The sequence below is a fragment of the Chryseobacterium elymi genome, from assembly GCF_003385495.1.
Taxonomy (GTDB): Bacteria; Bacteroidota; Bacteroidia; order Flavobacteriales; family Weeksellaceae; genus Chryseobacterium; species Chryseobacterium elymi.
In genome coordinates this window covers 290,019-311,846 of sequence record NZ_QNUH01000004.1, presented here as the reverse complement: position 1 = coordinate 311,846, position 21,828 = coordinate 290,019, and the positions used below count along the sequence as shown (strand labels likewise).

Genomic DNA, 21,828 nt, shown 5'->3' with positions numbered 1-21,828 from the left:
AAAGAAATATAGGCAAATATAAAGCAAGAGCTAAGCCAATAGTCTCTAAAAATCAAAAGAATAGCTTGTGATAGTTTACTAACTTAATGACATTGGGCTTTAGCCCGTTCAATGAATAAAATAAATCAATTGGCTTTAGCCAAAATTTAAATTAAAGATTTTATATGTTTTCAGGTTCAGAAGCAGAATGCTTATCACGCATAATTTCTTTATGCTCCTTACCCCATTTTTCGAATTCCAGGATAATAGGTTTTAGTTTATAACCGATCTCGGTGAGCTCATATTCCACACGGGGTGGCACTTCAGCATAGACTGTTCTGGTAATGATTCTGTCTTCTTCAAGCCTGCGAAGCTGTAAAGTAAGCATACGTTCTGTAATGTTGTTCAGTTTTTTCCTAAGCTCTCCGAATCTCAGCTTACCATTGATGAGGTAACAACAGATGGCAAGTGCCCACTGTCCGCCGATGGTATTGGATGCATAGATCTCAGGGCATTCATCAGAAAGAGCTTTCTTATTGGCAAAATTGGTGGATGTTTCCTTTATTTTAGTCATTACTTACATTTTTTATAGTACCATACAATTGGGTACTACTATTGAAAATGTAAGTTACGTATATTATTTTTGCTGAAGAAATTTAAATAAAAATGAAAACATTAATCATAGTCATTCACCCCGAAATAGAAAAATCGGTGATCAATAAAAGATGGATCAAAGAATTGCGGAAATGCCCTGAAAAATATACTGTTCATTCATTGTATGAAGCCTATCCGGATGAAAGGATCGATGTCGCGAAAGAGCAGCAGCTCATGGAATCTTATGACAGGATCGTTTTTCAGTTCCCTTTTTACTGGTTCAGCAGCCCGCCTCTTTTGAAAAAATGGTTTGATGAGGTTCTTCTTTACGGCTGGGCTTACGGAAGTAAAAGCGGGTATAAATTAGGAGGAAAGAAAATAACCCTTGCGGTTACGGCTGGAATCGATGAGAAAGGCTACAGCGCATCAGGAAAATATAAATATACTATGAACGAGTTTTTCCGGCCGTATGAACTGACTTTTGATTATATCAAAGCTGAATACAAAGAGCCTTTCGTTTACTATGGAATTGAAAACGATCCTTCGGAGGAATGGGTGGAAAGGAGTGTGCCTATGTATCTGGAGTTTTTGGATAATTTGTGATTAAAGTTTTGTAATCTTGCTTTTGAAAAATACTCAAAATTCCTTACCCCACCGTCGGCGTATCCTCCTCCTTCAAAATCTTTTTCTCCTTCATCGAAAGCATCATTCTTTCATATTTATATTTTTCCCAGTTGAATAGGTTCAGAAAATCAAGGGCAGCCTGGAAGCCTCTGTTAAAAAGGTCCTCTTTTTCTTCTCTTTTCATGAAGAAATTCAGCCAGCTGCTTGTACCGCAGTTAACGGACTGGATGCTGTAAAGGTGGTAGAAGCTGTGTTTGGTTAAAAATGATTTGTCATTAAAACCTTTTAAAGTACTGATAATATTTCCCGCATAAGAAAAAGGAGTTTTGAGGATTTCCTCACTGGTTTTTCCTTTTTCCGAAAGAAGATCAGAATCACTCGTAAGCTGTACCCCGAAAAGCGGCATTCGCGGATAAAATACATCGCTGTCATGGAAAATGTCAATCGGGAAATTGGAAATGCTTCCCCCGTCAATAAACAGTCCGGCAGGGTAGATGTTCTCAGGTTTTGTGTTCATCCAGAATCTCCAGGCATATTTCACAGAATCATCATCCTTATTGATTCTTTTCTGGAAAGGTTCGAAAAAGAAAGGAACAGACATAGAGGCCCGGACAAATTCGGCTGGGCTTATATGTTTCAGTTCCTCTTCCGACCAGTATAAATTAGCCATTGTGGGAAGTTCTACTTTTATTTTGGCATTAATATCAGTCGTAACTACAACATATTCTGAGCGGAGCTGGTAGAAGGGATTGTTCTTATAATAATCATTGTGGACGGCACTTTCATAGAATATCCTGTAACGCGTCTGGTCAATATGTTCAAGGTTTTTATCTTTGATTGCCTCTATGCTTTTCAGGGTAATGGTATAATATTCCTGGCCATTTCCGTAACGGTAATTAAGGTTAAGGTTTTGTTCTTTCTGAATAAATTTTTCATTAAGATTAGCCACTGTTTTAATTCCGAAACCATCCAGAACATTTTGCATGGTATTTAAAAACGTATTTCCCGGATTAAATCCGCTGTTCTGCTTCCGGAAATCATGATAAAACTTTTTAATACAGAAAAAAGTGATAACCACAGGAATCAGTGGAACCAGAAAAAGCAGTTTGGTATTAAGGGTTGTTACAGGTTGAGCTGCAAAAGGGATGATAACAAGGATAATCATAACAACTGCTGCAATAATAGCATTGATCTTAAAAAAATCTTTGTTGTTCAGGATGGCATGAATGGTTGTTTTAACGTAGGTTTTTCCATCCATGAAATCTGCAAAATTCCAGCTGAAGAGAATATCCTTAATCAGTTCACTTTTAGCTTCCTCTTTGGTTTTACAGGCAGCAATAAGCATGGTATTGATTGCTCCGGCACTGGTTCCTGCTACCTTCAGAAAACGGATCCCGAAGATTTCCAGGCCATAAAGATAGCCTACCAATGCGCTTCCCCAGACACCTCCACCTTCCTGAACGAATTCTACATACTGATTCCCATGAGCATCCAGCAAATCAGAAAATTCCCTGGAAGATATATTCTCATGCAAAGCAGATAGCTTCTCTTTAGATTCCCGGGAAAGTACATTTTCTTCGAGGATTTTATTTAGAATTTCGGTTTTCATGGTGGGTTGGTGTTTATTGTGACTGAACAGACAATCTTGAAAAAGTTTCTTCTACACAACGAAAAAACATTTCTTGATAATCTTATAAGCTACTTTTCAAAACAAAATTCTTGATTTATTTTGAAGGTATTTTCATCTGTATTAAAGTCCAGAAATCCAATATTTGTTAATTCATTTAATATATTTTTTAAAGCTTTGCTTTTTTCTGTCCCTGACCAATAATATGACTTAAATTTGGGAAAATTGTCTTCAGGTATAAGTTCTAATTTCAATGCAATCTCATGCATTGCAATGTCAGCATCTGTCCAATCTTTCATTTTTTCATTGAGTGTTTTCATTTATTTGATTTTATTTAATTCAACTACCATTGTTTCCTCCTCGCATAAATAAATGTACAGATCACCACCAATGCCATAATTCCTATGGTTATAAAATACCCGTACTTATGGTGCAGCTCAGGCATATTATCGAAATTCATTCCGTAAACACCGGCAATAAAGGTGATTGGTAAGAAATACACTGAATAGATAGCCAAAACTTTCATAACTTGGTTTGCCTTTTGGTCTGAAAGTGCCAGAAACATTGAAATAAGGTTGGTTATCTGAATATTCAGATGGTCAAAATCTGCCACAACATCTTTGTGCTTGTCTTTTAAATCTACGATCTCGGAATCCTGTAGGTTTAATAATCTGAATTTATCCACAGCATCTGTGGAAATAACCAGTACCCTTGAATTCAGTCCTGATTTCCTTTTCAGTTTATACAGTCTTCTGATCTGGTTGGTATGGTTGGTATTTTTAAGGAAAATCTCATTTTCGATATTGTCCATGGTTTCCAGAAGGCTTACCGATTCGTCATCGAAACTTTTCATGATCAGCAGTGCGATCATTAAAGCTATTTTTGAAGGCGGAACTTCTGTCTGCATACTGGCAATCTGCTTCTTCGTCTCCGAAATACTTTTGGTCTTCATCCTGTGAATGGTGATAATCGTATTTTCCAGCAAAAAAATCCCGATTTTAGTACTGATATCACTTATGGTATTCAGATTTTTACGTTCCAGTTCCGTGCTTTCGCGCAGAAGAAAGAATCTTATACTGCCATCCTCTTCATATTTCGGAAGGTGATTAGGATCCATTGTATCTTCCAGGAGAAGATTGTTGATTTCATATCTTTCGTGAAGAAATTTCAGGTCTTCCGCGGTGGGAGCCTCTACATCTACCCATTCACATTGGGAGTCTCTGTATATCGTGTCGATTGGCATACAATAAAAATACTAATATTTTGAAAAACTATGTGTTAAATAATTTTATCTTTGCCAAAATTAAAAAAACTATATGATTAAAAGTACAATAAAAGGGATTGGATTTTATGTTCCAGATAATGTTGTTACGAATGATGATTTAGCAAAACTGATGACCACCAATGATGAATGGATTACAGAAAGAACGGGCATCAAAGAAAGAAGACACAGACAAAACAGAAATGATTCTCAGGAAACCACTGCTTATTTAGCTTTCAAAGCCTCTCAAAAAGCCCTTGAAAAGGCAAACCTTACTGCTCAAGATATAGATTATATTGTTTTTGCAACGCTTTCTCCGGACTATTATTTCCCAGGTTGTGGTGTTTTGCTTCAGGATATGCTGGGCTGTGACACCATAGGTGCTTTGGACGTAAGAAACCAATGTTCCGGATTCGTATACGCAGTAAGTGTTGCCAACGCTTTTATTAAATCAGGAACTTATAAAAATATACTTGTAGTAGGGGCTGAGATCCATTCTTTCGGACTTGATTTCTCGGATGAAGGAAGAGGTGTTTCGGTGATCTTTGGAGATGGGGCAGGAGCTATTGTGCTTTCAGCAACTGAGGATGAAAATGCGGGAGATATTTTAGCGGTAAATATGCATTCTGAAGGAAAATATGCCGATGAACTGTGTACACAGTTTCCGGGTTCCAAATTCGGATGGAGCGACAGGATGAGAAAAGAACCTGAAAATGTTACTGATAAGGAAGTTTATCCTATCATGAACGGTAATTTTGTATTCAAGCATGCCGTGACAAGATTCCCTGAAACCATGCAGGAGGCCTTGGATAAAGCAGGAAAAACCATCGAAGATCTTGATATGTTTATTCCTCACCAGGCGAATCTTAGAATTGCCCAGTTTGTACAGCAGAAATTCGGACTTCCGGATGAGAAGATCCATAATAATATTCAGAAATATGGAAATACAACGGCAGCTTCTATTCCTATTGCATTAAGTGAAGCAATTGAAGAAGGAAAAATCAAAAGAGGAGATCTTGTCCTTCTTTCAGCTTTCGGAAGCGGATTTACGTGGGGAAGTGTATTGTTTGAATATTAATGTTTTTTAATTATAAGTGAATAAAAGCAGGTGGTTTTCTATCTGCTTTCTGTTTTTAGTAATATAATATTAGTTTGTTTGAAGAATAAGAAAAACTGATTTTTTTTTATTAGCTTTGAGATACTTAACTATAAACAAAAACAAATGAAAAAGTATTTATTATCTGGGGCTTTTCTACTGCCCTTATTCTGCTATGCACAAGTGGGGATAAACATCCCAAGTCCTGCTTCAACCCTTGATATAACAGCTAAAAATGCTACTGGTACCACTGCTGACGTGGATGGATTACTGGTTCCGAGAGTTGACAGGCAAAGAGCGCAAAGTATGACGGGAACTCCTGTTTCCACGTTAATTTATGTGAATAGTATTGCAACGGGAACGCAAGCTGGAACCGCTGCAAATATTGATGCTGTAGGATATTATTATTACGATGGTACGGTCTGGACCAAACTAAATACCCCTGTTAATATTTATACCTCTAATGGTACCCTTGCAGCAAGCAGAACCGTAACAACGGCAGGAAATCAACTTTCTTTCACTAACGGAACAAATAGTGTAATAATTGGCACTACTGGAACCATGGGGCTTGTATCGGCAACGGGCTCTTCAAGAGGAGCATTTCAGGCAAACGGCGGTTCAGCTGTTTTAAATATGTTTGTAGATAATAACGGAGCCGCACAGATTACAACATCCGGAACCAGTACAAGCATGAACATCAATGCCATCTCGGCAAATCCTGTAAATATTCATACTAATAATACCAACAGAATGGCGGTGACCGGTGCTGGTGATGTAGGGATAGGAACCCAAACTCCACAAAAAAAACTGCATGTTAACGGAGCATTACAAGTTACAAACGAATTGAATGTGGGCGGAACTACAAACACGGCGGGAAGTGCAGGGACTACAGGGCAAATGCTTTCATCAAATGGAGCAGGAGTAGCTCCCAGCTGGAAAACATTAAACACATTAAGCGGAACAATTTCGTCGGCTAATTATGTACAGGGAACAACAGCATTGGCGATTAACCAAGGAACAGTTGCTGATGTACCGGGAGTTACCATAACTTTAATAGTACCGGCCGGTATTACTCAAACTTTTCTGTTTACTATTTTGGGATATGCCACAAGTAGCACTGCAACTGATGCACAAGGTGCTTTCTATTTATTACAGAATGGAACCAAAATATCTTCTGCATATACTTCAATGGTAAGCGGAACAGCTCTGGTAAGACTTCCTGTTCCTGTAACTTTTCTTAAGGCAGTGACACTCAGCGCAGGTACATATACTTTTAAAGTACAGTATTCGGCATGGGCAGGAAATCAAATAGTTAATTTTGTACCTTCTACATATGGAGGCTATAACGGAGATACAGAATCAATGCTGACCAAAATGCAGGTCTTGGTATATAATAACTAAACAGCATAGATTAAAATATAAAAAATCCGCAGAAAATTTCTGCGGATTTTTCATATGTGGTTTAACAGATTATAGGCTCTTCAGTAATTTCTCAGTATCCGTTGAATCCTGCCCTGTACTTTTAGCCAGCTGAACAGACTTTTCAGCCCAGATCTTTGCATTCTTTTTATCTCCGATCTTGTTATAAAGATTAGCCAAAGTATCTGTATTGGCATAATTTTCATCTTTTTTTACAGATTCCTGAGCCCAGGTTACCGCTTTTTCAAGAGAAGCTTTAGTGCTTACATTTTCGAAAAAATTCCATGCTAAAGAGTTTAATTCTTCAGAACTTGCTGCAGAAGAATCTTTATACAGTTCCAGCATTAATTTCTCATAAGTTGGGATGTCTTTATTCTTTAAAGCTCTGCTTGCTTTTGATCTTTTTAATATTTTTTCAGCCTCGTCTTTTGCCATAAATTTTTGCGATTCAGCTAAAAAATAGCTGTCGTTCCAGGATTTTGTATCGGCATTGTAAGACTTTTTAAGAACTGTATTAAGCTTAATGTTTTTATCGAATTTTGCATACTTTTCTTCCGGAAGAATCTTGATAATCTCGGATCTTTTTGCCTGGAATATCTTATATAACGGACTTTCTGTGCTTTGTGTTCCTGAAAGAAGCATTTGTACATCTTCCTGATCAAGTGTTGTTTTTTGCTGGAAATAACGGTCCAGTACTTTTCTTGCGAATTCATAATCATTATAGATCGTCAGTCCTGCAAGGTTTTTCAAAAACTCAGGGTCTTTTTCTCCATTTTCAAACTTCTGCTTCAATGCAGTAAGCCTTTTATTGGGATCTTCAGCGTCTTTGGCAAACTGGATAAAATCTTTTTCCTCTACATAGCCTAATGTTCTGTGTACTTCCTCTCCGTCACCATTGATGAAAAGATAAGTTGGGAATGCCTTTACATTGTATTTCTTGGCAAGACCTATTCCTTCGCCTTTCTCCATATCTATTTTTGCATTTACGAAATGGGAATTGTAAAAATCTCCAACGGTCTGAAGCGGAAAAATATTTTTTACCATCAGCTTACAAGGGCCACACCATGATGCATAAGCATCTACAAATACAAGTTTATTCTCTTTTTTTGCTTTTGCAAGGATAGCAGAGAAATTGCTGTCTTCAAATTTAATTCCTTGCGCCAATGCGAGAACTCCTATAAATAAAGAAGAAAATAATGCGATTTTTTTCATAAAAACTTTTTATTGATTACAAATGTAATAATTATGTTAACAAAAAAGTCGGCCCAGAAAGAAATAATTACGGATATTTTATTTAAACATATAATAAATTTATTTAGGGTGAGAATTACAGATGAAATGTTGTTAAAATAAACAATATTCAACTTTTTAATTAAAAAAATTAAATAACAGGAGAATATTTTAATAAAATATAAAATATTAGTAGCTTTGTAGAAAACAAAAAGACACCCCATGAGAATGATGAATTATTATAAAATCCAAATAATAATTTATTTTTTTATGTCCAGAAGTCTGCTGAAACTTTTGTTTTTGTTCATTACCGCTGTCCCCGTCTGGGCACAGAAAAAATACAATTTTGATCAGATCTGTGAAAGAACATCTGTTCAGGTGGCACAAAAAGACATTCCCAAAGCCTTAAAAACAGCAGATTCCTTATACATGACGGCGCAGAAACCTCTGGATAAAGTGAAAAGCCTTTTACTTTCTGCCGAATTGTATCACTCAACAGGTGAATTCAAAAAATCAATATGTTACGGTGAAAATGCCCATTCCCTGCTCAGCCAAGTTGAAGATGCAGAATGGTTTTGCCGTGTTAATGAATTTTTAGCAAAAGAGTACCGGCTGGTGGGTCTCTTTGAACGATCAAAAAAATATACGCTGCAGGGTATAGAAGCTGCAAAAAGCGTCAGCGATATTCAAAAAAGAGGAGAAATACTGGGGCTGCTGAATCAGGAAATGGTCTATTATGAAATTGAACAGGGAAATTATTCCAATGCCATTAAGTATACTGAGTACTCATTACACTCTTTCGGAAAAGATAATATTCAGGATAATGAAAGAGCTGTAGCAGCCTCTTACCAGCTTCTTGGTGATATATATTTTAAGCTTAAAGATTATGTTACTTCTGAAAACAATTATCGGAAAGCAGAATCGATCCTTAAAGATAAATGCTGTGTTTTGGGTTTGGTATATAATGGGTTGGGGGGCATACGCCTAAAGCAAAAGAACTGGAAAGACGCTGAAATCTATCTGAAAAAAGCAGAAAATATAGCTGATAGTTCACGGAGCCTGAAGCTTAAGAAAGCCGTATATTCCAATATCAATGATTATTATGAAGGGACAGGGGATAACGCTAAAGCTTCCCTTTATGCCGTAAAATATGTAAGAGCCTATGACAGTCTTACTGCAAGAAACCGTGAATTTGCACTTAAAAGTCCCGAAATTCCAGCTAAGTCCAATAAAAAAAGCGCCCGGATCAGTATTTTTAAAAATACAGCAATCGTTGTACTGTTTGCCGCTTTGGTTGCCATTGTTGTTTTATTCAGAAGCAAACAGAAAAAGCAGCGTGCAAAATTCAGGAATATTATAAGGACCCAACTGCGGATGATCAGTGTACGCAGCGAACCTTTACCTTTAAAAAGAGAGAATTCTGATTTTTCAAATATTTCTGTGGAAGAAATAGATGATAGAGAAGGAGAAGGCATCAAAAGGAAAAACGAATCCCTGATGACTTCCGAAACAGAAGCAAAACTTCTGGAACTTCTTGAGGAATTTGAAAAAGGAGAGCTGTACAACAACAAAAACATGTCTTTATCATTTTTAGCCGCAGAACTGAATACCAATACAAAATATCTGTCGTATGTGATTAACCGGCATAAATGTGCAGATGTTAAAACATACGTCAACCGTTTAAGGATAAATTATATTGTAGATAAGCTCATCAATGATGATAAATACAGACAGTATAAAATAAGCATTCTTGCAGAAGAATGCGGTTTTTCTTCACACAGTAAATTCGCTTCAGTATTTAAGGCGGTGACAGATTTTTCTCCTTCGGCTTATATTAAATATCTGGATGAAAATCAATCAGATAAAAATACCCATTTTCCCGAAAACAATTAAAAAGCAGATGTTTTTGCGTATTCTGTCTTTTCATTTTCACGAAAATGACTAACCTATTGTTTTAGGTAATGCCTTCACATCTATATCTTTGCGCCGGCTTTATGGGAATGGACCTACTGCGGTTTGTCACTCATTTTTAATCTTGATTCCTGTAAAGCAGAACAGCGCTCAAATTTAAACACTAAAAATTACTAGATGTGTAAATTATCTCTGATTATTTTATACTAACCATGAAAACTTTATAAACTGGTAATTAAACAGATGGCAACTTTAACGGCCGTATTGGCATATGCATTTTTCTGTTTGTCTTTTTGAAAATAGAAATCCAATACAGCTGTGCCGGTTGCGGTCTGGATATCGTCATGAACAATTAAGAATCCAAGCTGAGGTGAATTTTTCCCAACTTTCTTGGCAATTATCCGGTTAACAAATAGCAAGTAGTTTATTGATCAGGATTAAGTAACCTGATGCGATAAAATGTATAATACAATCGGGGTTGATTGCCCGGTTTTTTTCAGTCAAGTTTTTTTAAGTGCAAATCCGCAGCTATGTTGCGGATTTGTTTTATTATCTTGTTTTCAGACTGTCTGTTTTTACTTTTACGGTATCGTGAGGAACCGGAGCCAGCTCAGAGTTGGCAACCGCTGAATCCCCCATATTATTTCTCAGAGAATCCTTATTGTGTTCATCCTTGAACTCTTCTCTTTTCTCTTTGTTCTGGGCACAGCTTCCTAAAAATAATATCCCCAGGACGGCTCCTATCCATAATTTTTTCATAATAGTTAATTTTTTGTTTAATATGATCAAATATAGAAAAATATTAAGAGTTTTCTGAGAGTCAGCTATAGATTCTAAGAAAAAAATATTGTTACCTTTACTGGTAAACATTAAAAAATCCGCAGAGCTTTCATCTGCGGATTTTCCATGTTAGGTTAAACTTGTTTGTATTTATTTAGCTGGAGGTGTGGTGGCTATAGAGTCTACTTTCATCTTCATCGTATCGGCAGGAGTAACCGTATTTGTGGCGGTTGTATCCGTTGTACGAGGTGTTACTGTTCTGGTAGTATCTACTGCCGTTGAATCAGTATTACCGGATGACATAGAAGACTCCTTAGTTCCGCAGCTCACAATTAGTATTCCTGAACCTATGGCTGCTAGCAAAAACTTTTTCATAATATTTTATTTTTAGTGTATTTAGTGAAATTCAATAACCATTCCTAAGCGATTGGTTAAAGTATTAAAACATAGATAAAGTTTGTTAAAAGGTGTTAGGTAGAAAAGGGAACTTATTATCATTAATCACTTATCATCCATAAAAAAGCCCCGAAAATATATTTTCGAGGCTCTAAGATTATTCATTGCTTATTACTGATTATTTATCATCTATAATTCACAATTTTTAACTTAAAATTCTTAGCCCAAGTATGGATATTTGTAATCTTTTGGAGAAACAAAAGTTTCTTTGATACTTCTTACAGATGTCCATCTCAGTAAGTTCATTTTTGAACCAGCCTTATCGTTGGTTCCTGAAGCTCTACCGCCACCGAAAGGCTGCTGTCCTACGACTGCACCTGTTGGCTTGTCATTGATGTAGAAGTTTCCTGAAGCGTTTTCCAACGCTTTGAAAGCTTCGTTGATTGCATAACGGTCTTGTGCGAATACAGAACCTGTCAAAGAATAAGGAGAGGTAGAATCCACCAGTTTTAATGTCTCTTTCCAGTCCTGATCTTCATATACATAAACAGATAGGATAGGTCCGAAAATTTCTTCTACCATACTTTCGTAATGAGGATTCGTAGTTTCAATTACGGTAGGGTGTACAAACCACCCCTTAGAATCATCAACTTTTCCACCGATTGCTATTTCAGCCTCACCGGAAGCAGTTGCTCTGTCGATGTATCCCTTACATTTTTCGAAAGAATTTTTGTCAATAACTGCGTTAACGAAGTTTGATGGATCTTCAGGAGAACCCACTTTAATTGAATTGATCTGGGTTTCCATTACTTTTTTCACATCAGCCCAAAGAGATTTAGGTACGTAAGCTCTTGAAGCCGCAGAACATTTCTGTCCCTGATATTCAAAAGAACCTCTTACCAAAGCAGTAGCTACAGCTTCAACATTAGAAGAAGGGTGAGCGATCACGAAGTCTTTTCCACCGGTTTCCCCAACAATTCTTGGATATGTTCTGTAATTATGAATATTATCACCGATCATTTTCCACATTCCCTGGAATACTTTCGTAGAACCTGTGAAATGAAGACCTGCAAAATCAGGATGTGCCAATACTTTCTCAGCAGTTTCTTTTCCGTCTGTGAAAACCATGTTGATAACCCCTGCAGGAAGACCCGCTTCAATTAATACATCCATGATTACTTTAGCAGAATAAACCTGCTTGTCAGAAGGCTTCCAAACAACAACGTTTCCAAGCATTGCCATACAAGTCGGTAAGTTTCCGGAAATTGCCGTAAAGTTGAACGGAGTTACTGCAAAACAGAACCCTTCCAGTGGTCTGTACTCTACACGGTTCCAGATTCCACTGTCGGAAACCGGCTGTTCAGAATACATTTCAGTCATGAATTCTACATTGAATCTTAAGAAATCAATAAACTCACAGGCAGCGTCGATCTCAGCCTGGTGTACGTTCTTAGACTGCCCGATCATGGTTGCTGCGTTGATCACGTCTCTGTAAGGCCCGGCCAAAAGGTCAGCTGCCTTCAGGAAAATAGCTGCACGCTGTTCCCAGCCCAGCTCGTTCCATTCTTTTTTAGCTGCCAGTGCCGCGTTGATAGCGTCATCTACATGCTGCATCGTACCTTTATAGTAAAACCCGAAATCGTGAGCGTGATCCTGAGGAGACTGAAGCTGAACTTTCTCATCAGACTTTACTTCCTTCCCGTTGATGATCATTGGAATTTCTGTCTTCTCTGCCCACATCTTTTTGTAAGTAGCGATAAGGCTTTTAACTTCTGGAGATCCCGGTACGTAAGAATTTACCGGCTCGTTTACTGCAAATGGTACTTGCGAAATTGCTTTTGACATATTATGTTGTATTATTTTAAAATTGATAAATATGTTGGTATACAAATTTACAATAATTAACGCAAAGAAAAAAAGCAGCTCATCTTTATAAAATAAAATTTAATACTGTTTGAAATTTAAAAAATATCATTTTTTAATGATTCAAAATGAGTAGATATGGTGTTTTCTTGTTGATCTTTAAATTCTTATCGGCAACTTACATCTTTTCATTTTCCAGAATTTTCAGGACTAGCTTTTCTTCCTGGGTGAGGCCTGCTTTTCCGTCATTTTCTTCGATTTGTTCCAGTTCGTCAAGATATTTTTTGATCGTATTATTCTCATAAAGATTGATCACCAGCGGATGCACATAGTATTTTCTGCAGACCGTACTGGTGTTTCCCAGGTGTTGTGCAACCATATCCAAGGCTTCCTTTACTTTCTTTTTATATTGACTGTTATTTTCGGCGTAGCCTATCTCTTTAAAAGCAATCAAAGCACTTACTGTTCCGGACCATGTTCTGAAATCTTTGGCTGTAAAATCTTCCCCGCTTATTTCCTTAATATACTCATTTACCATCCCCGAATCTATAGAATGACGGTTCCCTTCATCATCAAAATACTGGAAAAGTTCTTTCCCCGGAATATCCTTGCACTTCTGGACAAGCCTGGAGAGTCTTCTGCTTTTGAGATCAATGTTATGCATAATGCCTTTCTTTCCTTTAAACGAAAAGGAAATCTTCTGACCGTTAATTTTCACATGTTTGCCTTTCAGGGTCGTTAAGCCAAAAGAACCATATAGTTTTTCATAGGCATTATTGCCGATACGGATGTTCGTGTGCTGCATTAAACTTACAATTAATGCCAGAATTTTTCTCTTTTCGAAATTTCTTAAAGCGAGATCCTGTTCCACATGAAGCCGGATATTGGGCAATGCATACCCGAACTGAAGCATTCTGTAAAATTTTGTGTGATTTCTTAAAGCACTCCATAAAGGATGATAGCGGTACTGCTTTCTTTTTTTTATATCAAAACCTGTGGCCTGAAGATGACCATTATCCAATGCACAAATCCATACATTTTCCCAGGCAGGAGGTATCACCAGCTTATTGATCCTGGAAATCTCATCCCTATCTTTAAGCTTTTCTCCGTTTTTGTAATAAGAATACTTTTTTCCCGTTTTTTTACGGGTAATCCCGGCAGTTTCCGCATCGGTGGTATATACAAGACGTACCGCCTTTGCGGAGGCTTCGGGATCCTTCATGATTTTGATAATTTTTGAAGGCTTTAAGTGGGAAATAATTTCCAGATCCGTATTCTTCTCCATAAAAAATGGTTAAGAGTTCTTACCCCTCGAAAAGATCAGAAAAAGGATTACTACTACTGCAACGACCAGGATAATTCCCCACCACATTCCAGCCTTAAAAATAGTTTCAATTGCTTCACAGCTTGTTAACGTTAGCAATGTGAAAACGATCATACTGTATAAAGTTAACTTTCTCATGATATAATATTTTTGGTGTTAAATCAGATTCTCTGGCGATCGGCTCTCCAGTTCTTGATAGAACGCTTGATATCGTCTCCTGATATATTTTCGTGAAGTGCCCGGTACAGAAGTTCCCTGAATTCATCATCATAGGCGAATCTTAACGCTGCAATTTGGTCAAATCTCAGTTTATCGGCCGTTTCATCAGATCTCTGTCCGAAAATTTCAAAATACCGCTGTTTAAATTCAAGCATTACCATACGGTTCTGAAGTCCCAGCGCATAATGCTGTCTCATCATAAAAGCCAGGTAGAAAAGTAGAAATATAACGATTGAAAATAATATCCATATCAGCTTATTTTCAGGATCATCCCAGATTTTATATATTCCAAGAATTTCCAGTACGATCAGTAGCGGAAGATAAATAAAGTGATGGGGAGGATAAAATTTCCTGTGATTTTTATAATTCTGCTCTCTCATGTCATAATACTAGCAATAATCTCTCCAAAACTTTATATGTTTAGCAATAATGTTGTTTTTGTGGTATGTAATTATAGATATTGTTACTTTTAAGAAGTAATATATTTGGAAGAAAAATAACAGATAATTAACGAAAATACAGGACGGAATTCATTTCTGAACCTCAATTTTTTCGTAACTTTCGGTGTTTAAAAAAGAAAAGAATGACTTCAAAGGAAAAAGTGGCTGCACTTCGTGAAGAAATGCAAAAAAATAATGTTGATGCATTTATTGTATATTCTGCAGACCCGCATATGAGCGAATATTTGCCCGAAGAATGGCAGGAAAGAGCCTGGCTGTCGGGTTTTTTAGGTTCTGCAGGTTTTGTGGTAATTACGAAGGACAAAGCAGGACTTTGGACGGACGGAAGATACTTTACCCAGGCTGCCATTGAGCTGGAAGGTTCAGGAATCGATCTTTTCAAAGACGGAATGGAAGGAACTCCTAATTATATAGACTGGATTATTTCCCAGATTCCTGCAGGCGGAAAAGTAGCGGTTAATGCTGTTGCCACTTCCAATGCCAATTGGGAGCTGATTTCACAAAAATTACAGTCAAAAAATATTACCTTAACAAATCTTCCGTTATTAAAGGAGATTTGGAAAGACAGAGGCACACCTTCAAAAAATCCTATTTTTGTTCATCCTGTAGAGAGAGCCGGAAAATCTGTTACAGATAAACTGGGAGCTATCCGTCAGAAAATGGAAGACCAGGAAGCTACTGTTCATGTTATTTCCAGCCTCGATGATGTAGCGTGGACACTGAATTTAAGAGGAAGCGATGTACAAAGCAATCCTGTATTTTTAGGATATATTGTCATTACCAAAAATGATGCAGTGCTCTTCACAGATCTCGAAAAACTGGAAGTGGGGGCAAGAAAACAAATGGATGATTCTTTTGTGAAAATGATGCCTTATGAAGAGTTTTACAATTATCTGAAAGCCTTCAAAAATGAAAAAATCCTGGTTTCTCCAAACAGTAATCAGATGATCATTGAAACTTTAAAAGAAAATAACCAGTTTATAAAAGCTCCGGTTCCCGGTAACCTGATGAAAGCTCAGAAAAATGAAACCGAGCTGGAAGGGTTCAGAAAAGTAATGGTAAGGGATGGTGTTGCCATGGTGAAATTCCTTTACTGGCTGACCCATAATGCAGGAAAAGAAAGTATGAATGAATATTCTATCGGTGAAAAACTAAGAGGCTTTCGTGCGGAAGGAGAAAACTTCGTTGGAGAAAGCTTTGGCAGCATTGTAGGATATAAGGATAACGGGGCTATCATGCACTATTCAGCAAAAAATGAAGGAAGTAAAGAGGTTACGAATGATGCTAGTATTCTGGTAGATTCAGGAGGTCAGTACCTGGAAGGAACGACCGATATTACAAGAACCCTGGCGCTGGGAGCTGTTTCCGATGAGTTCAAAAGAAATTCCACTTTAGTGCTTCAAGGGCTGATCCGTTTATCTATGGTAAAGTTCCCGAAAGGAACAAAAGGTGTTCACCTTGACGCCATTGCAAGGCTTCCCCTTTGGATGGAAGGGAAAGACTTCAATCATGGAACTGGCCATGGAGTAGGAAGTTTCATGAACGTTCATGAAGGTCCGCAGAGCATCAGAAAAGATATGAATCCGCAGGATCTTCTACCGGGAATGGTATGTTCCAATGAGCCAGGATATTATCTTGAAGGAGAATACGGAATACGACACGAAAACCTGATTGCTGTAAAAGAAGCAGAAAAAACAATTCACGGAACCTTTTATGAATTTGAAACCCTTACGTTCTGCCCGTTCTTTAAAGATACTATTGTAAAAGAAATTCTTTCAGAAGAAGAAATTAAATGGCTGAATGACTATCACAGAACATGTGAAGAAAAAATTGGGCCTTACCTTGAGGGAGACATTAAAACATGGTTCCTTGGACTGGTAAGCCCGCTTTAATAGGTAAATGTAAATGGTGAATAGTCAATGATTAACAATCAATTTTGAATCTTAAACATTGAATTTTATACTTTGAACATTAATAATTGTTAGATAAATTCTGAAGCTCTGCAGAGAAATCCGCAGGGCTTTTTTATAAATGCAACCGTATTTTCACGGATATAATTTTAGGGATTCCCCTGAAAGAATATCATGGGGGACCATCTATCTTTGTGTAAATAAAATGCATCATTTCATATCTTCATTAAATTCAAAGCAGGTAAAACCATTTCGTTCTGAAATGGTTTTATTTTTCATCATCGGATAAGATTTCTAACAGACAGGTGGATACATTCAAATTTTGAATATAATCATACTCAAAAGGCTTAAAGTTAAAATAAGCATCAAAGAAAATTTCAAAGGCTTGCAGCCGCTTTCGTATTTGTTTAATTTTGCAAAAAACGAGCTGAAGAGAAACTTTCAGGGTTCTAAGTACAATTTGAAAAATATGATAGAAAACTATTTCCGGAGTTTTAATATATTCTCAGACCATGAGATTAAAGATTTCTTGCAGCTTTTTGAAACCAGAAAAGTGTATAAAAATGATTTTTTTGTGCAGGAAGGTGACAAATGCAGGGAAATAGCATTTATTATATCAGGAATTTTCCGTTCCTATTATATTTCGGATAGTGGAAAGGATATGACCTACTGTTTCAGGTTTCCCAATCAGCTAATGGCCAGTTATTCCTCATTTATTTCAGATTGTCCCAGCAGGGAAAATATGCAGGCTATTACCGATGCCGATTTGCTGGTTTTAAAAAAAGATGCCATAGATGATCTGATAAAAGATGATCTCAACTGGACAAAATTTTTAAAGATGATAGCTGAACAGGAATATCTTGAGCTTGAGCAAAGATTTTTTCAGCTCCAAAGAGACAGTGCATCGCAGCGATATGAAACGCTTCTTGGCAATCAGCCCGATTATGTTCAGAAAATTCCTCTGCAGTACTTGGCCTCTTATTTAGGAATTACACAGAGACATCTCAGCAGAATCAGAAAAGAAACGATCATATAATTTTTAGACATTTGTCCTGCGTCACGGCATTACAGCTCTATAATTTTGTAAAAAAAATATTATGGAGCACAATATTCTGGTCGTTGGAGGAAACGGCCTTGTAGGTAAAACAATTATCCGGATTTTAAAATCAAGAAATCCCCAGGTCAATATTTTCATTGGTGGAAGAAAAGAAGGAACAGGCAATTATCTTAAAATTGATGTTACGGATCCCGGGACTTTCCAGATAATTTTGGAAAAGAAAATGGATATGGTCATTCTTTCTGTGAATGATAAAGAGGATAACATTCTCCGTTTTGCCATCAAAAATAAAATAGATTATCTGGATATCACCAAGCCGACTCCAGACCTTGTCAAGGCGTACGCAATTGCTAAAAAAGGTGATGTACAGAGCAGGATTGTATTCAGCTCCGGATGGATGGGAGGTATCGTCAACGGATTGGTAAAAACACTTTCAGGTAATACAAACGATATTCAGGAAGTGAAGCTTTTTGTGTATTACTCCGTGAAAGATCTCGCAGGAGAAAGTTCAGCACATTTTATGGCCGAAAATGTAGCCAAACCTTTTATAAGATATGAAAATAACAGACAGGTTTCCATAAAACATTTTTTAGATTCCGAAGATTTTGATTTTTCGTTTGGAATAGGAAAAAGAAAAGCTTATAACTTTGATGTACCGGATTTATATATTCTCAATCAGATAGAAAAAATACCTGATGTAAGTGTGAAGATGACTTATAATTCGAAGTTCATCACATGGCTTTTAGGAGCATTTCAAAAGGTGAGAATTTTTAATATTTTATCACTTAAAGAAAGGAAAATGATTTTCGGATCAAGTGGAAACGGCGATCAGAGTGTATTTGAGATTATTATAAGAACTAAATCCGGGAATGAAAAATTAAGCCTGCAAAGCACAAAAGGGCAGGCTGAATTAACGGCACTTTCTGCGGTGCTTCATACGGAAGAGCTGTTGAAGAATTTCCATGAAAATAATACGTATTTCAGCCATCAGCTGCATCAGCCATCCTTACTTCTGGAAAAGCTTAAAGCTTATGAATCCATCAATATAAAAATATCAAGATGAAAAAAATAGCCATTATAAACGGTCATCCTAATAAGAATTCTTTCAATTTTGGAATGGCTGAAGCTTACAGAAAAGGTGCTGAGCAATCAGGAGCTGAAGTAAGAGAAATTGTAATTGCCGAACTGGAATTCGATCCTGTTCTTCACTTCGGATACCAGAAAAGAATGGAGCTGGAACCCGATCTGTTGAAGGCCTGGGAAATTATACAGTGGGCAGATCATCTGGTCTGGATACATCCGGTCTGGTGGGGTGGTTTGCCTGCTTTGATGAAAGGTTTTATTGACAGGCTTTTTCTTCCGGGATTTGCCTACCGTTACAGGGAAAATTCAGTTTGGTGGGATAAGCTGCTGAAAGGGAAAACAGCCCACATCATTACAACACTGGATCAGCCGGGATGGTATTACCGGCTTTTTTACGGAAAGCCGAGCATTAATCAGCTAAAAAAATCAATACTGGAATTCTGTGGTGTAAAACCGGTGAAGGTTACTTATATAGGTGTCATACGAAATTCTACCGAGATACAACGTAACGGATGGCTTCAGAAAGTAAGAGAATTAGGAAAACGGCAGAAGTAAACCGTCACTTAACTAAACTATCAATTGATGAAAATCCAAAAGCTCCAATCAACGTCATAGACAATCTGTATAAAATACTCCATCAGAAGTTAGCCTGAAAAAATGTAAATTTGCACCATGAATAACGATACGATTTGCGCACTGGCTACAGCCAATGGAGTAGGGGCTTTAGGGATTATCAGGGTTTCAGGGAATGACGCTTTATCGGTTGTCCAGAAGAGTTTTCCGGGCAAAAAACTGGAAAAGCAGAAGTCTCATACCATCCATTACGGGTATTTTATGGATGGTGAGGAAGCTATTGATGAAGTGATGCTTTCTATTTTTCTGGCTCCGAAAAGTTTTACTACAGAAAATTCTGTGGAAATAGCTTTTCACGGCTCACCCCATATCGGAAAACGTATTTTGGAAACTCTGACTAAGAACGGGGCAAGAATGGCCAAAGCGGGAGAATTTACTCTTCGTGCGTTTATCAACGGAAGGATAGACCTTTCACAAGCAGAAGCCATTGCCGATGTGATTGCTTCTGAAAATGAAGCTTCCCGAAAAGTAGCGATCAATCAGCTGAAAGGAGGAATTACCAATGAAATATCGATCTTGAGAACAGATCTTCTGAATTTTGTTTCCCTGATTGAGCTCGAACTGGATTTTGCTGAAGAGGATGTAGAGTTTGCGGACAGATCGGCTCTTAACGGACTGCTGGATAAGATCGAATTAAAATTAGATTCTCTGATTGAAAGTTTCCAATATGGAAATGCCATCAAAAACGGAACAGCAGTTGCCATCATCGGAAAACCGAACGCCGGAAAATCAACCTTATTAAATGCTTTATTGAAAGAAGAAAGGGCGATCGTCAGTGATATTGCCGGAACCACAAGGGATACCATCGAAGAAGTGCTGCACATCAAAGGGCACGCATTCCGTTTGATCGATACGGCCGGACTTCGTGAAACCCAGGATAAAATTGAAGCAATCGGAGTGAAAAAAGCGAAGGAAAAAGTGGAGAATGCTAATATTCTGGTTTACCTTGCAGATGCTGCTACAGAAGATTATTCTGAGGATATTGAAATGATAAAATCTTTACAGAGAGACGATCTGAAGCTGATTATCTGTGCCACAAAAATTGACGAAGTACTGCCTCCGAAATATGAAGCTGTAGAAGACATTTTCAGAAATGAAATTACCCAGGAATTTGATTTTATCAGAATATCCGCTGTAGAAAACCAAAATATCCAGGACCTTAAAAATGAACTGTCTTCCTATGTTGAGCAGCTAAAGTCTCAGGAAAATAATGTGGTTATTACCAACCAAAGACATTTTGAAGCCCTTCGTAAATCTTTGGAGGCTACCCATAAAGTAAAAGAAGCTATTTCTTTCCAGATTTCTACAGAGCTGCTGGCCTATGAACTGAGAAATGCTTTGGAACATCTTGGTGAAATCTCCGGTGAAGTGACGAATGATGAGGTGCTGGGAAATATTTTTTCGAAGTTTTGTATCGGCAAATAAGTACAACAAATAAAACAAACTAAAACAAACCAAACGATTGATTATTAATTACTTATAGAATTTCTAATTTTGTAAGAGTTTTTCTAAGTTTGGTTAGTTTTACTCAGTTTTGTCCCCTATTTGTCCCTCAAATCAATAATATTTTATTTTTTTTAACCCGGGTGAGGTAATGTCACTTAAGGTATCTTATTGCATCTTATTGTACCTAAATGTACCGTAATGCACCTTAAGCCAAATTATTCCTCCCACAAATAAAATATTATGAAAATCAAGAAGATTTGCGACCATTGTGGGCTTGAATTTATTGCCCAAACAACAGTTACCAAATACTGTAGCAAAACCTGTAATTCGAGAGCTTATAAGCTTAATATTAGAGAACTTAGGGAAAAATTAACTGAAGCAACTCAGCTAGTTCCCAAAACCCAATCAAAACCTAAAGAAGATCCTAACTCTTATTTTGCACTTAAAACCCTTGATTATTTAACAATCAAGGAAGCTGCTGCATTGCTGAAATGTGATAAGAGAACAGTCTATCGAATGGTTAAGAGCGGCAGTATTCCAGCAGCTAATTTATCAATCAGAAAGATACGTCTATTAAAGAAAGATATTGATGCATTGTTTGAAATCAAACCAAAGGTAGATCAAAAACCAACGGAAGATTTGGAAAACCTAGAATGGACACCACTAAAAGATTGTTTTACCATTGGACAAATTCAAAAAGAATATAGCATTTCAGAAACTTCTTTAAAAAATCTTATTGTAAGACATAATATTCCCAAATTCCAAAAGGGAAAATTTGTTTATGTACCTAGAGTTAAAATTGAACATATTCTAAAGAGGATTCAGTTAGGTATTTATAGTGGGTAATTATCTATTTATTTGGAACTCTAACGCCAAATATCCCCTTAGACAACCAGTAAATCTGGTCTTTATCAT

The 21,828-nt window shown here is 37.1% G+C and carries 21 protein-coding genes; 10 read left to right on the top strand and 11 right to left on the bottom strand.

From position 1 onward, the window contains the following. Positions 1 to 160: 160 nt before the first annotated feature. Positions 161 to 553: a winged helix-turn-helix transcriptional regulator gene (locus tag DRF60_RS06895; RefSeq protein ID WP_116011357.1), complete on the bottom strand. Its 393-nt coding sequence runs from the start codon at positions 551 to 553 to the stop codon at positions 161 to 163. A 92-nt stretch (positions 554 to 645) separates the two neighbouring features. On the opposite strand from DRF60_RS06895, the gene DRF60_RS06890 reads away from it, so the two are divergent. Continuing rightward, a complete protein-coding gene (locus tag DRF60_RS06890) occupies positions 646 to 1,176 on the top strand; it encodes an NAD(P)H-dependent oxidoreductase (protein ID WP_116011356.1) in 531 nt (176 codons plus the stop codon). Between the two features lie 43 nt (positions 1,177 to 1,219). Here DRF60_RS06890 and DRF60_RS06885 read toward each other — a convergent pair whose 3' ends face one another. The 3 genes from DRF60_RS06885 to DRF60_RS06875 form a co-directional block, all read right to left on the bottom strand. Beyond that, a complete protein-coding gene (locus DRF60_RS06885; protein ID WP_116011355.1) occupies positions 1,220 to 2,806 on the bottom strand; it encodes a patatin-like phospholipase family protein in 1,587 nt (528 codons plus the stop codon). Positions 2,807 to 2,895: 89 nt separating this feature from the next. After that, positions 2,896 to 3,144, bottom strand: coding sequence for a hypothetical protein (locus DRF60_RS06880; RefSeq protein WP_116011354.1), 249 nt, complete (start codon positions 3,142 to 3,144; stop codon positions 2,896 to 2,898). Between the two features lie 23 nt (positions 3,145 to 3,167). After that, on the bottom strand, positions 3,168 to 4,067 hold the full coding sequence (locus DRF60_RS06875; protein WP_116011353.1) for a magnesium transporter CorA family protein: 900 nt from the start codon (positions 4,065 to 4,067) through the stop codon (positions 3,168 to 3,170). Between the two features lie 73 nt (positions 4,068 to 4,140). On the opposite strand from DRF60_RS06875, the gene DRF60_RS06870 reads away from it, so the two are divergent. Together DRF60_RS06870 and DRF60_RS06865 are read left to right on the top strand one after the other, a co-directional pair. Beyond that, positions 4,141 to 5,163: a 3-oxoacyl-ACP synthase III family protein gene (locus DRF60_RS06870; protein WP_116011352.1), complete on the top strand. Its 1,023-nt coding sequence runs from the start codon at positions 4,141 to 4,143 to the stop codon at positions 5,161 to 5,163. 144 nt (positions 5,164 to 5,307) lie between these two features. Then, entirely contained in the window at positions 5,308 to 6,582 is a 1,275-nt protein-coding gene (locus DRF60_RS06865) for an autotransporter outer membrane beta-barrel domain-containing protein (RefSeq protein WP_116011351.1), read from the top strand. Between the two features lie 69 nt (positions 6,583 to 6,651). Here the strand turns inward: DRF60_RS06865 and DRF60_RS06860 are convergent, their stop codons facing one another. Then, positions 6,652 to 7,812 (bottom strand): thioredoxin family protein, encoded by a 1,161-nt coding sequence (locus DRF60_RS06860; protein WP_116011350.1) that lies wholly within the window; start codon positions 7,810 to 7,812, stop codon positions 6,652 to 6,654. Positions 7,813 to 8,100: 288 nt separating this feature from the next. On the opposite strand from DRF60_RS06860, the gene DRF60_RS06850 reads away from it, so the two are divergent. Continuing rightward, the gene (locus DRF60_RS06850; protein ID WP_157967940.1) at positions 8,101 to 9,723 is read left to right on the top strand and encodes a helix-turn-helix domain-containing protein; all 1,623 of its coding nucleotides are present in this window, start codon (positions 8,101 to 8,103) and stop codon (positions 9,721 to 9,723) included. Positions 9,724 to 10,290: 567 nt separating this feature from the next. Here DRF60_RS06850 and DRF60_RS06840 read toward each other — a convergent pair. The 6 genes from DRF60_RS06840 to DRF60_RS06815 form a co-directional block, all read right to left on the bottom strand. Beyond that, positions 10,291 to 10,500 (bottom strand): hypothetical protein, encoded by a 210-nt coding sequence (locus DRF60_RS06840; RefSeq protein WP_116011378.1) that lies wholly within the window; start codon positions 10,498 to 10,500, stop codon positions 10,291 to 10,293. 171 nt (positions 10,501 to 10,671) lie between these two features. Then, positions 10,672 to 10,896 (bottom strand): cytochrome C551, encoded by a 225-nt coding sequence (locus tag DRF60_RS06835; protein WP_116011346.1) that lies wholly within the window; start codon positions 10,894 to 10,896, stop codon positions 10,672 to 10,674. 240 nt (positions 10,897 to 11,136) lie between these two features. Next, the gene (gene pruA / locus DRF60_RS06830; RefSeq protein WP_116011345.1) at positions 11,137 to 12,762 is read right to left on the bottom strand and encodes an L-glutamate gamma-semialdehyde dehydrogenase; all 1,626 of its coding nucleotides are present in this window, start codon (positions 12,760 to 12,762) and stop codon (positions 11,137 to 11,139) included. 196 nt (positions 12,763 to 12,958) lie between these two features. Then, positions 12,959 to 14,065: a DNA topoisomerase IB gene (locus DRF60_RS06825; RefSeq protein ID WP_116011344.1), complete on the bottom strand. Its 1,107-nt coding sequence runs from the start codon at positions 14,063 to 14,065 to the stop codon at positions 12,959 to 12,961. 9 nt (positions 14,066 to 14,074) lie between these two features. Beyond that, a complete protein-coding gene (locus tag DRF60_RS06820) occupies positions 14,075 to 14,242 on the bottom strand; it encodes a phosphatidate cytidylyltransferase (RefSeq protein ID WP_111959374.1) in 168 nt (55 codons plus the stop codon). 23 nt (positions 14,243 to 14,265) lie between these two features. Beyond that, complete coding sequence (locus DRF60_RS06815) at positions 14,266 to 14,703, bottom strand: DUF6526 family protein (RefSeq protein WP_116011343.1); 438 nt, start codon at positions 14,701 to 14,703, stop codon at positions 14,266 to 14,268. A gap of 203 nt (positions 14,704 to 14,906) precedes the next feature. On the opposite strand from DRF60_RS06815, the gene DRF60_RS06810 reads away from it, so the two are divergent. The 6 genes from DRF60_RS06810 to DRF60_RS06785 all read left to right on the top strand — a co-directional run bounded on the left by DRF60_RS06810 (position 14,907) and on the right by DRF60_RS06785 (position 21,759). Then, a complete protein-coding gene (locus DRF60_RS06810; RefSeq protein WP_116011342.1) occupies positions 14,907 to 16,676 on the top strand; it encodes an aminopeptidase P family protein in 1,770 nt (589 codons plus the stop codon). A gap of 487 nt (positions 16,677 to 17,163) precedes the next feature. Continuing rightward, positions 17,164 to 17,730 carry a Crp/Fnr family transcriptional regulator gene (locus DRF60_RS06805; protein WP_116011377.1) on the top strand — a complete coding sequence of 189 codons (567 nt, stop codon included), beginning with the start codon at positions 17,164 to 17,166 and terminating at the stop codon, positions 17,728 to 17,730. A gap of 61 nt (positions 17,731 to 17,791) precedes the next feature. Further along, positions 17,792 to 18,814, top strand: coding sequence for a saccharopine dehydrogenase family protein (locus DRF60_RS06800; protein WP_116011341.1), 1,023 nt, complete (start codon positions 17,792 to 17,794; stop codon positions 18,812 to 18,814). Then, positions 18,811 to 19,389, top strand: coding sequence for an NAD(P)H-dependent oxidoreductase (locus DRF60_RS06795; RefSeq protein ID WP_116011340.1), 579 nt, complete (start codon positions 18,811 to 18,813; stop codon positions 19,387 to 19,389). Before DRF60_RS06800 ends, DRF60_RS06795 begins: the two co-directional genes overlap by 4 nt. A gap of 117 nt (positions 19,390 to 19,506) precedes the next feature. Next, on the top strand, positions 19,507 to 20,892 hold the full coding sequence (gene mnmE, locus DRF60_RS06790; RefSeq protein WP_116011339.1) for a tRNA uridine-5-carboxymethylaminomethyl(34) synthesis GTPase MnmE: 1,386 nt from the start codon (positions 19,507 to 19,509) through the stop codon (positions 20,890 to 20,892). Between the two features lie 261 nt (positions 20,893 to 21,153). Next, positions 21,154 to 21,759 carry a helix-turn-helix domain-containing protein gene (locus tag DRF60_RS06785; protein WP_116011338.1) on the top strand — a complete coding sequence of 202 codons (606 nt, stop codon included), beginning with the start codon at positions 21,154 to 21,156 and terminating at the stop codon, positions 21,757 to 21,759. Positions 21,760 to 21,828 lie beyond the last annotated feature (69 nt).

Bases quoted from the DNA above. Each gene is read 5' to 3' on its own strand.
- DRF60_RS06810 (WP_116011342.1), top strand. From the start codon at position 14,907: ATGACTTCAAAGGAAAAAGTGGCTGCACTTCGTGAAGAAATGCAAAAA.
- DRF60_RS06800 (WP_116011341.1), top strand. From the start codon at position 17,792: ATGGAGCACAATATTCTGGTCGTTGGAGGAAACGGCCTTGTAGGTAAA.
- DRF60_RS06820 (WP_111959374.1), bottom strand. From the start codon at position 14,242: ATGAGAAAGTTAACTTTATACAGTATGATCGTTTTCACATTGCTAACG.
- DRF60_RS06835 (WP_116011346.1), bottom strand. From the start codon at position 10,896: ATGAAAAAGTTTTTGCTAGCAGCCATAGGTTCAGGAATACTAATTGTG.
- DRF60_RS06895 (WP_116011357.1), bottom strand. From the start codon at position 553: ATGACTAAAATAAAGGAAACATCCACCAATTTTGCCAATAAGAAAGCT.
- mnmE (WP_116011339.1), top strand. From the start codon at position 19,507: ATGAATAACGATACGATTTGCGCACTGGCTACAGCCAATGGAGTAGGG.
- DRF60_RS06885 (WP_116011355.1), bottom strand. From the start codon at position 2,806: ATGAAAACCGAAATTCTAAATAAAATCCTCGAAGAAAATGTACTTTCC.
- DRF60_RS06815 (WP_116011343.1), bottom strand. From the start codon at position 14,703: ATGAGAGAGCAGAATTATAAAAATCACAGGAAATTTTATCCTCCCCAT.
- DRF60_RS06840 (WP_116011378.1), bottom strand. From the start codon at position 10,500: ATGAAAAAATTATGGATAGGAGCCGTCCTGGGGATATTATTTTTAGGA.
- pruA (WP_116011345.1), bottom strand. From the start codon at position 12,762: ATGTCAAAAGCAATTTCGCAAGTACCATTTGCAGTAAACGAGCCGGTA.
- DRF60_RS06870 (WP_116011352.1), top strand. From the start codon at position 4,141: ATGATTAAAAGTACAATAAAAGGGATTGGATTTTATGTTCCAGATAAT.
- DRF60_RS06860 (WP_116011350.1), bottom strand. From the start codon at position 7,812: ATGAAAAAAATCGCATTATTTTCTTCTTTATTTATAGGAGTTCTCGCA.
- DRF60_RS06865 (WP_116011351.1), top strand. From the start codon at position 5,308: ATGAAAAAGTATTTATTATCTGGGGCTTTTCTACTGCCCTTATTCTGC.
- DRF60_RS06890 (WP_116011356.1), top strand. From the start codon at position 646: ATGAAAACATTAATCATAGTCATTCACCCCGAAATAGAAAAATCGGTG.
- DRF60_RS06875 (WP_116011353.1), bottom strand. From the start codon at position 4,067: ATGCCAATCGACACGATATACAGAGACTCCCAATGTGAATGGGTAGAT.
- DRF60_RS06825 (WP_116011344.1), bottom strand. From the start codon at position 14,065: ATGGAGAAGAATACGGATCTGGAAATTATTTCCCACTTAAAGCCTTCA.
- DRF60_RS06805 (WP_116011377.1), top strand. From the start codon at position 17,164: ATGATAGAAAACTATTTCCGGAGTTTTAATATATTCTCAGACCATGAG.
- DRF60_RS06880 (WP_116011354.1), bottom strand. From the start codon at position 3,144: ATGAAAACACTCAATGAAAAAATGAAAGATTGGACAGATGCTGACATT.
- DRF60_RS06795 (WP_116011340.1), top strand. From the start codon at position 18,811: ATGAAAAAAATAGCCATTATAAACGGTCATCCTAATAAGAATTCTTTC.
- DRF60_RS06785 (WP_116011338.1), top strand. From the start codon at position 21,154: ATGAAAATCAAGAAGATTTGCGACCATTGTGGGCTTGAATTTATTGCC.
- DRF60_RS06850 (WP_157967940.1), top strand. From the start codon at position 8,101: ATGTCCAGAAGTCTGCTGAAACTTTTGTTTTTGTTCATTACCGCTGTC.